Below are 9,025 nucleotides of genomic sequence, written 5' to 3' on the forward strand. Positions count from 1 at the left end.
AGCGGGAGACTGAGCATGTTTTCGATTCATCGACACGACGCGCTCAGTCTGCTCGGCGGCTTTGCCGCCGCGTGCACCGGGGCATGTACCGCACTGCCGACCAGAGTCGCCGATACCTTGGGGAGCTGGCGTTCCGATGACCGGGCGGCTGCCAGTCGGAGCCGCTCTCGATGACACGCGTTCTCGCCATCGATCTCGGCGGCACCAATTTGCGCGCCGCAATCCATACCGGCGATGTTCGCTGGCTGGAGATGCTGAGCCGCGAGCCGGCGCCGGCAAGCCTTGATGCCTTCGTCGTTCGCATCGACGCGTTGCGCGCCGAGGCCGGCCCGATCGAGGCACTCGGCCTCGCGGTGCCGGGGCTTGTCGAGGGCACGGTTTGCCGCTGGATTCCGAACTTGCCCTATCTCGACGGCATCGACATCGCGGCCTTGTTTCCTCGTCTGCCTGTTGCCATTGGCAATGACGCGCAGATCGCCATGCTGGCCGAGGTGGTCGAAGGTGCTGCAAAGGGCTTCTCCGATGCCATCCTGCTGGCCATCGGCACTGGCGTCGGCTCCGCCGTTCTGGCCAATGACCGCATCGTCGCCGGCGCACGTGGCGGCGCCTGCTCATTCGGCTGGGCCTGCGCCGACATCGAGGATGAAGGCGAGGACCGCAGCGGCTGGCTGGAGCGCTTCGCTTCCGGGCGGGCGTTCGACGCCGCGGCGCGCCAGATCGGGCTGGCCGATGGCGGCAGGTTGGTCGAGGCCGCGCGGGCTGGCAACACGGCCGCACTTGACGCCGTGGAGCTGCCGGCGCGCCGGCTGGGCACTGCCCTTGCGGGTGCGGTCGCGCTGCTCGATCCGCAGGCGATCCTGATTTCCGGCGGCCTTGCCGATGCACTGGACGTGATAGGGCCGCCGCTGCTTGCGGCATTGCGGCGTCAGCTGCCGCCGCATCTGCGCGATGTCGTTCTGCGGTCCGGCGAATTCGGCTCCCGCGCCGGTCTCGTCGGCGCCTCGCTGGCTGGTCTCGCCGGAGCACAGTGGAGGCAGATAAGATGAGCGAGCCGAGCTTTCGGCAACCGGACCGCAGAAGGCCCGAGCCGCTCTGGTATCAGGTGGAGGAAGCGATCCGCACCATCGTCAAGAGCGGCGAGTGGGCGACCGGTGACCAGATTCCGGCCGAAGACAGATTGTGCGCCTTGTTCGGGGTGAGCCGTATCACGCTGCGCCACGCCTTGCGCAATCTTGAGGAGCACGGGCTGCTCAGGCGCGAACATGGCCGTGGCACCTTCGTGCGCTCCACGACCCTGGTCGCTGGCACCCGCGAACTGACCAGCTTCACCCAGGAAATGGGCAATATGGGCGTGGTCGCCGGCTCGCGCTTGCTCGACTGCAGCCTGACCACCGCCAATGCCGCCGCGGCCGGAGCGCTGGAGATCGAGGAGGGTGATCCGGTGGTGCGCATACGGCGGCTCAGGCTCGGCAACAACGAGCCGATCGGCATCCAGACGGCACAGCTATCGGCTGCGCGCGTGCCCGGCTTTCTCGATGCCGGGCTGCTGCAGGGCTCGCTCTACGAAGCGCTGGAACGCCATTACGGCATCGTGCCGGTCGCGGCGCGCGAAAACTACCGTGTCGGCGCGGTCGGGGCGGCGGATGCCCAGTTGCTCGATCTGCCCACGGGGAGTCCCGCTTTCGTGGTCGAGCGCATCACCACCGACGAGCGCGGCCCGTTCGAATTCACCGTCTCGATCATGCGTGGCGACCGCTATGAAATCCGCTCGACGCTGCGCGCCGGCCGCGCCCCACCAAACGCACGAAGCTGAGCCATTACCCAAGCCGACTTACATAACAGGAGTACCGACGTGTCCGATCTCTACATACCTCGCCTTGCCGCTCTCATCGAACAGGCCTCGAAAGCCAATGCCGAAGCCTTTGGCGAGGCGGCCAGCCGCTTTGCCGACACGCTCGAGAGCGGTGGGCTGGTTCATCTCTACGGTTCGGGCCATTCGGTGTTGCCGGTCCAGGAAGTGTTTCCGCGCTACGGCAGCTATGTCGGCTTCAATCCGCTGACCGACCCGCGCGTCATGTGGCACAACGTGCTCGGCGCCGGTGGCGTGCGCGAACTTCTGTGGCTGGAACGGACCGAGAAATACGCCGAGAAATTCCTCGACCACCAGCCGCTGAACAAAGGCGATTCGATTATCATCTTCGGCCACAGCGGCCGCAATTCGTCGGGCATCGATACGGCACTCTACGCGAAACAACGCGGCATCTTCGTCGTCGCGATAACTAGCAAGAACAATCTCGACAAGCCGGCGACGCACTCTTCCGGCAAACGGCTTGCCGATGCCGCCGACCTTGTCATCGACACCTGCTCGCCGATCGAGGATGCCATCGTGCCGGTCGAGGGCTGGAGCCGGCCGGTCTCCGGTTCGTCGACCGTGCTTGCCATGATCCTGGCGCATGAGCTGATCGCCCGCACCGCCGAGGCGCTTTCGAAACGCGGTATCGAGCTGCCGGTTTTCGCCTCGCCGACAATTGCCGGCGTCACACTGCACGACACCGACGTCATCTATGGGGTCTATCGCGAGAAAATGCTCGAGGCTCAGAAGAAGCATCTGCCGACCTTCCAGGCGACCATGCGCGGCGAATGACAACCGGGGAGGGCACGCAAACCGCTGGGCCCCCCAAGCGGTCATCAGTTCACAATGCAGGTCGGCACCCCGCGATCCGCTTGATCCGGTCAGCGTGTGCTTCGGGTTCGGGGTGCAACATTAGGGGGAGCCATTTGCACGGACAGCGGCGAACCAACCACCATGGCAGGGGCGCCAGATTGCTCACCACGTTGGCTCCCTGCTTCGCGGCTCATCCGTTGATGAGTGGCTTGCATCTCCGGAACGGTGAAAACCGGCACCTCGCCCTTGAAACCCTGGAGCTCAAATGCGCCCGCCTGGACGACCGGCATCGATGCTCCTTCCGCAAAGCCGGGACCAAGCACCAGGGGAATGCCCAGCTTCTTGGTCGTCGACTCGAGCCGTGCCGTGCGGTTCACTGGCGAGCCGATCGCGGTGTAATCGAAGCGCCGTTCGGAGCCGAAATTGCCTACCGAGCAAATGCCCGTCTCGATGGCGACGCCGATTGCGATGGAGGGGTGGCCGTCCGCGCTGAAGGCGGCGTCTTCACGCTTCACCCGTTCGATCAGGGCAAGCCCCGCGTCGAGCGCGCGCTCGCGATGGTCCGGCTGATCAAGCGGCGCGTTCCAGAAGGCGAGCACCGCATCGCCCATGAACTTGTCGATGGTGCCGTCGCGCTTGAGGATCTCATCGGTCGCAATGCCGAGGAAGTGGTTGACCACCTTGGCGATTTCCTGGGTATCGAGTTGTTCGCTCATCGTCGTGAAGCCGCGTATGTCGCTGAGCAGAATTGTGATCTCGCGCTTCTCGCCGGACAGGATCGCTTCGGTGTCCGAGCTTGCGAGGCGCTGCACCACGGAAGGCGATAGATACTGGGAGAATTGCCGTGCCAGGGTGGACCGGCGCTGCTCGCTGCGCCTGTAGAGGACATAGCCTTCGAAGCCGGCTACCAGGATCGTCGCGAGCGCCGGCTGCAGCGGGTCATAGATTGCACCCTGCAGGCTGTATTCGAGAGCGCCGAACACGAACGGCGTGACGGCCAGCAGCGCCAGGGCGAGGGCGCCAAGCACGACACGCCCGGCGAGCACTCCGGAAAGCCCGATGAAAACGACGGCACCGAGAACAAACCAGAGCCGCTCGAGCATACGCGCGTGCGTTGGCTCTGCAAGATAGCGCCCGGCAAGCAACTGGGCGATTGCGTCGGCGTGGATGTCCGCTCCTGATCGCGCTGGACGCGTCGGGGTGGGCAGGTACTGCGTCAGTCCCACGGCCGACAGATCGACAATGGCGATGGCCTCCCGCAGCCGCGGATCACTGTCGCCCGAAAGGATAGTGCTGGCAGATATGCGCGGCGTATCGGTGGCGGTTTCCCAGAGGCGGATGCTCCCCTCCGGCTCGAGCGGCACGATGGCGCCGGCCATCCTGAGTGCGTCGAACCCGGCGGCATTCATCCGGGCTATGTAACCGTCCTGTCCGGCGTAAAGGCGCAGGAGCTCGAGTGCGAAGGACGGCCACAGCTGCACGCCTTGAGCGGTGTTGCGAAGCCACAGCAGCGGCACATGGCGCAGTACGCCGTCGGGATCGGGCAAGGTGCGAATTACGCCGAGGCCTGCGGCAGCGTTCGAGAATTCCGCAAGTGAGCCGGTCAGGCCGGTGAAGCCGGGAAGTGTGTCGGGTACCTGCCCGACGATCGACCAGCCGGCTTTGGGTTCTGCTTCTGAAACCGTCGCCTCATTGCCCAGGCTGACGGCAAGCGCCGTTCGATTTTTGGCCAGCGCCGCTGCCAGGCGCTTGTCTCCGGCGATGCCCTCAGGCGAGGTGTCGGCCTCGGGGAGTACCAGCGCAAGTCCGACCACCGCCGCGCCGGATTCGGTGATGCGATCGACCAGGTCGGCCAAGAGGCCACGGTTCCAGGGCCATCGCCCATGTGCCTTGAGGCTGGCGTCGTCTATCGAGACGATCACGACAGGATTGCTCGTCGCCTGGCGTGGGGCGAGAAACTGGTAGAAGTCGTACGTCCGCTCACGCAGGCGCGACAACGGCCCGTCAAAAGCCAAATGGCAAGCGAGCAGCAGGAGCACGACCGCAAGACCGGATATTTTGCGCCTGCCAGCTTGCCGCCAATCAGCCCAGCGCCAACCGACCAAGAGGCTCATGTCGTGCGGCCAGGCCTAATTGCAGTAGTAGCAGCAACCCTCACCCTCACACTCGCCCTTATCCACGCCCCCGCCCACAGGTGGTGTTAGGCTGTCGGGGAACTCCATGACCACTCCTGGCAATGCGCCGTCCGTGGACTCGCAGACCTTGAGCGAGCCGCCGAGTGCCGACGCACAAATCGCGCTTACGTCCAATCCAGGACCCGGTGCGCCTGGCAGGCCGGTGCCGGCTATCCGGTCGATGCTGTCCAATATCGGGAAGGTGTCGATTCCGCCGTAGCCGGTCAGCAGCTTGCCATCTTCCGATGTGCAGGCGTAGCCCGGGTTTGTGATGACCAGCCGTTTGCCATTGATCGTGCAGGTCATGCGGCCGGCGCGCAGTATGCCGACGGTCTGGCCGGCTGCCACCAGCACTTCGATGATGCCGCCTCTCGCCCCGAGCACCATGTGCGGGGTCGCAACCTGCATGACGCCCCCTTTCGAAACCTGGCCGCCATAAAAACGGGCCAGGCCGCTGTTCATCCCGATGTCGATCTTTCCCGATCCGGAGCCCGGATTGTAGACGAATTCATCGATCGTCAGGCTGGTGTTCGGACCAATCTTGGCGCTCGATTCATCCCGGAACACCAGCATTCCAAGACCGGTGGGATTGCTGCGCAGCTGGTCGCCGAGTTCGACGCCGGCACCAACGTTCATTGTCCCGCCGTTGTTGCGGACGATGTTGGTCTGATAGGCCGTCATCGACCCGACCGTCTCAGCGGCGGATGGTGCCGCGAAGGCAAGGCAGGCGACAAAAATGGCGATCTGACGGTACGGGGTCCTCATCGCGGCCTCTTTCAATTGAGCGTCAACGTATAGCTCAGGAGCATTTCGAACGATTTTCGGTCGCGGTTGGCGATGTCGAAGTTGGTTTCGCGATAGGCGAGATCGACGCTGATCTTCTGCGCCTCCGTCAGCTGGAAATCGCTTTCGGAGGCAATGCGCCAGAAGTCGCTCTTGATATTTGTGCCGATGCCGACGGACAGATCGGGAGTGTCGCTGTGGCCGGCCGAAAAGGCGACCTGGTGCGACCATGCGAAAAGATCCGGTACGTTCATCAACAGGCCGCCATAGCGGACCTCGCCCGTGTAGCTGCGGCCGATTTCGCCAGATCCGGAGGCGAAGTCATTCGAGCCGACAAAGCGCAGTCCGAGCGCCTGGCCATTGCGGAAGCGGTAGCTGCCACCTGCCTCATAGAGAACCCTGCTATCGGCGAAAATGCCTTGCGAGGCGCTTAGATCGATGTAGCCGCCACCGGCGAAGAGCGTCGTTTCGACCGTCGGGCGCACGAGAAAGCGTCCACTGACACCGATGCCGGTTTCGTGGATATCGCTGTCGAAACGATCTGTAACGGTAAACGCCGAAAGCAGCAGGCGCAGCGAATCGATCCCACTGTTGGGTAGCCCCTTGTCCCAGGTAATCGCGGCGTTGCCGTGGATAAAAGTCTTCTCGCTACCCGGAACCGACAGGTCTTCCGTGAAAAAGCGCTTCGTCGCCGTCAATGATCCTGAAAGAACGAGAGCGTCAGCACTTGGCGTGCCGAGGTCCCACCGGACAAAGCCTTCCGCCCGCCCATAGGGCGAGACGAAGCTGTCGTCGTCCTGCGCCCCGCCGGGCTCAAAATCGGTAAAGGCGCTGAACACGCCGCCGGTCAGGGCGAGTTCCCAGGTGACGCCACGCAACGCGCGATCGATGCGGGCGAGCAGGCGAACAGCTTCCTGCTGCTCGCTTGCGGTCAGGCCGCCGACTTCGATGCCGTACTGCACCTGCCGCCGGGCCAATTCATAGGAGCCGACATGATAGTACAACCGGCTGGCCGCCAGCCGTGCGCGAGCATCGCGGGGGTATTTGATCAGATACTGCTCGATTGAGGAGATCGCCTGATCATATTGCCCTGCGTTGACGGCAACTGTGACGAACTGGGCGAGCGTTCCGTTGTCGGCCGGACTGGCGATGCGGGCCGAAAACGCATCGTCATAGGCCGTAAAAAGACCTTGTGCGCCGGCCGGCAATACGCCGGTACAAAGCAGCGCTGCGGCGAAGCCGAAGATCGTTCGAAACGAAGATTGCATGCCGAGAACCCACCCCAAACCCGACTAGTGCGAAGGACTTAGCACGACCACAAGAAAAAGGCGACTGAACGGTCACCAGACCATGCGAGTCTCAGCAGCTGTTGCAACTGCGCAACAAACCGTCGGGATTGTTCGTATTTCGGCTGCGCTGGTTGTCAAAACATCTTCTCAGCGTTGCTGTAACAATTGAAGTATTCGGCACCAGCGGCAGCTAACTCAAATCATCACCAGTCGTGGATCGCACGCCCGACAAGATTAATATTGTTTGCGCCATTCTGCGCCTATCTGGTCACTGAATGAGCAATCAAGGTCACCCACGGCTCATCCAAAGGTCTTCCGTGGCACTGCGCAAGCGATCGGAGAGCTGCCGCGAGGTGCTTCTGACGACGCGTACGCGATGCGGCACGGCTCTTGCTATTTCGTTGAACGCGACGAGCTCAGCTTATAGGCACCCATCTCCCCATGGATGCATCACCGGAGGCGCCTTGCTATAGCACGAGCATGGTGGCCAGCCCCAGCATCAGGCCCATGCCTACGATATCGGTCACGGTGGTGAGGAAGATCGCCGAAGCTACGGCCGGATCGGCGCCGACTCGCCGCAGGCCCAACGGGATCAGCACGCCGGAGATTCCGGACATGAGGCACGATCCGGACATGGCGAGCAGGATCACAAGTGCCAGCATGGGCGCCTGGGCCGCCGACTCAGGTTGCCGCGAGGCGTAGAACCACATCGCCGCAGCCGCCACAAGACCGACGAGCACGCCGTTGGCGATCCCGAGCGCGCCCTCCCTCATCACCAGGTGCAGCTTCGGTCGTTTGTCCACATCCCCCAGGGCAAGGCCACGCAGCGTCATAGCCAGTGCCTGGCAGCCGGTGTTTCCGCTCTGCCCGGCCAAGACCGGGAGGAACGCCGCCAGTGCGACGATCTTCTCGATCGTGCCTGTGAACGAACTGACCACGAAAGCGGCCATGAAGGCCGTCAGCAGGTTCAGCTGCAGCCACGGATGCCGCTTCAAGAAGGCTGAAAACAGCGGCGTAAAAGAACGCTCCTCCTTCTGGACACCCACCATCTGGCCAGACTGGGCGGAAATCTCGATGATTTGCTGCTCGAACAGCCGCCAGCCGCGGACCTGCCCGAGCAGCCGGTTCTCCGCGTCCACCACGGGATAGACAGGGTAGTGACGGCGTACCGCCGCCTTGCAGGCGTCGCTCAAAGACAAACCGACGTTAAGGACGAACGGCTTTGGCAGCATGATCTGATCGACCATCGCGTCCGGTTCGCTCAGCATCAGATCGCGCAGGACCACCAGGCCAACCAGCTTATCGCCCCCCTCCGTGACGTAGAGGTAGGTGAGCTCGGTCGGCACCTGGGCACTTCTGACGGTCTCCACTGCGGCGGATACCGTCGTCCCGACTGGAACGCTGGCGGGAATCGGGTCCATCAGTTCGACGAGCGAATCGGGGATCACGAAATCCTTGCCATCGCTATCAGGCTTGACAGGCCGCATATGCGGCGGCAAATGCTCCACCACCTTACGGGCATGCCTGTCCGGCAACAACTTTAGTGTCTCCCGAATGAACTCGGGAGACTCTCGGGCCAGCAATACCGCCGCGTCATCAGGTGCTCGAGCACGTAGCGTGCGCACCAGTTTCTCAACGTCGTTCTCTTCCTTCATCTGTTCCCCCAATTGCGAGTGTCTTGCCACTGACGGTATGACACGGATCGGATCGCTCTGTCCTGGCGCAGTGGCCCCCGCGCCTCGATCCGGAAAACTCGCTTCTCGTGGCGCCGAGTGGACCCAACTCAGACAGATCTGAGCCATTGCGGGGGTGCATATAGGCGGGCTGTAACGTCTACGTGTCGCCGAGAATTAAACGTGTTGCGAACTTCACCGATCTTTTCCTTGGCTTTGCGTCACGCCGCAGCAATGCAACTGAGATCCGGAAAACGTGCCAGTCACCTAACCATTGATCAACTAGGCTTTGGCTGATTTCTGCTCTCTGAAAGGGTGCCTGCTCGGCCTTCAGGGCGGCAAAATTCGCTCCTGCAATTTGCGGGTGAGGCATCTAATTTCCGGTTCGGTCACAATCACATGTTGGGCTGCGCATGCTTACACCCACCCGTTACAGAAGAC

The 9,025-nt window shown here is 62.9% G+C and carries 7 protein-coding genes; 3 read left to right on the top strand and 4 right to left on the bottom strand.

Annotated features, from left to right (window positions below):
- The first annotated feature begins 170 nt into the window (after positions 1–170).
- The 3 genes from NKI58_RS32185 to NKI58_RS32195 are packed head-to-tail and all read left to right on the top strand — an operon-like array spanning position 171 to position 2,644.
- Positions 171–1,046, top strand: a complete 876-nt coding sequence (locus tag NKI58_RS32185) for an ROK family protein (protein WP_352854292.1) — start codon at positions 171–173, stop codon at positions 1,044–1,046.
- Complete coding sequence (locus NKI58_RS32190; protein WP_352854294.1) at positions 1,043–1,813, top strand: GntR family transcriptional regulator; 771 nt, start codon at positions 1,043–1,045, stop codon at positions 1,811–1,813. The genes NKI58_RS32185 and NKI58_RS32190 overlap by 4 nt, the downstream gene beginning before the upstream one ends.
- A gap of 39 nt (positions 1,814–1,852) precedes the next feature.
- A complete protein-coding gene (locus NKI58_RS32195; protein ID WP_352789045.1) occupies positions 1,853–2,644 on the top strand; it encodes a sugar isomerase domain-containing protein in 792 nt (263 codons plus the stop codon).
- An 89-nt stretch (positions 2,645–2,733) separates the two neighbouring features.
- Here the strand turns inward: NKI58_RS32195 and NKI58_RS32200 are convergent, their stop codons facing one another.
- The 4 genes from NKI58_RS32200 to NKI58_RS32215 all read right to left on the bottom strand — a co-directional run bounded on the left by NKI58_RS32200 (position 2,734) and on the right by NKI58_RS32215 (position 8,566).
- Positions 2,734–4,779 carry a CHASE2 domain-containing protein gene (locus tag NKI58_RS32200; RefSeq protein ID WP_352854296.1) on the bottom strand — a complete coding sequence of 682 codons (2,046 nt, stop codon included), beginning with the start codon at positions 4,777–4,779 and terminating at the stop codon, positions 2,734–2,736.
- A 15-nt stretch (positions 4,780–4,794) separates the two neighbouring features.
- A complete protein-coding gene (locus tag NKI58_RS32205; RefSeq protein ID WP_352622619.1) occupies positions 4,795–5,619 on the bottom strand; it encodes a FecR family protein in 825 nt (274 codons plus the stop codon).
- Positions 5,616–6,890, bottom strand: a complete 1,275-nt coding sequence (locus tag NKI58_RS32210) for a tetratricopeptide repeat protein (protein ID WP_352854298.1) — start codon at positions 6,888–6,890, stop codon at positions 5,616–5,618. Before NKI58_RS32210 ends, NKI58_RS32205 begins: the two co-directional genes overlap by 4 nt.
- 488 nt (positions 6,891–7,378) lie before the next feature.
- The gene (locus tag NKI58_RS32215; RefSeq protein ID WP_352854300.1) at positions 7,379–8,566 is read right to left on the bottom strand and encodes a magnesium transporter; all 1,188 of its coding nucleotides are present in this window, start codon (positions 8,564–8,566) and stop codon (positions 7,379–7,381) included.
- Positions 8,567–9,025: the final 459 nt, after the last annotated feature.

The organism is Mesorhizobium sp. M0522 (assembly GCF_040321085.1).
Taxonomy (GTDB): Bacteria; Pseudomonadota; Alphaproteobacteria; order Rhizobiales; family Rhizobiaceae; genus Mesorhizobium.

Bases quoted from the DNA above. Each gene is read 5' to 3' on its own strand.
- NKI58_RS32185 (WP_352854292.1), top strand. From the start codon at position 171: ATGACACGCGTTCTCGCCATCGATCTCGGCGGCACCAATTTGCGCGCC.
- NKI58_RS32190 (WP_352854294.1), top strand. From the start codon at position 1,043: ATGAGCGAGCCGAGCTTTCGGCAACCGGACCGCAGAAGGCCCGAGCCG.
- NKI58_RS32200 (WP_352854296.1), bottom strand. From the start codon at position 4,779: ATGAGCCTCTTGGTCGGTTGGCGCTGGGCTGATTGGCGGCAAGCTGGC.
- NKI58_RS32210 (WP_352854298.1), bottom strand. From the start codon at position 6,890: ATGCAATCTTCGTTTCGAACGATCTTCGGCTTCGCCGCAGCGCTGCTT.
- NKI58_RS32215 (WP_352854300.1), bottom strand. From the start codon at position 8,566: ATGAAGGAAGAGAACGACGTTGAGAAACTGGTGCGCACGCTACGTGCT.